General features: G+C 52.2%; 1 protein-coding gene. It reads right to left on the bottom strand.

Annotated elements, in window-relative coordinates:
• A partial coding sequence (locus C5P05_RS00225; RefSeq protein ID WP_157979130.1) for a response regulator transcription factor occupies positions 1 to 255 on the bottom strand: 255 nt, incomplete at both ends.

Genomic DNA, 255 nt, shown 5'->3' on the forward strand with positions numbered 1-255 from the left:
TCAATTGCACCGCGCGTGCAACCGCTTCGGTCCGTCGTTGAACGTCCAGCTTGGAAAAGATGTTCTGGTTGTGCCACTTGACCGTGCTCAGTGACAGAAACAACCGTTCACCGATGCTTTGATTGGAATGGCCTTCCTGAATCAGGCGAAGTATTTCCAATTCCCGATCGCTGAAGGTGCCAAGAGGCAAGTGGGATAACGTGACTTCAGTAGGCGCAGTGACACGTTTATCCTGAGCAAGTTGTCCGCCAAACG

Source organism: Rhodoferax ferrireducens (assembly GCF_003347515.1).
GTDB lineage: Bacteria > Pseudomonadota > Gammaproteobacteria > Burkholderiales > Burkholderiaceae_C > Rhodoferax.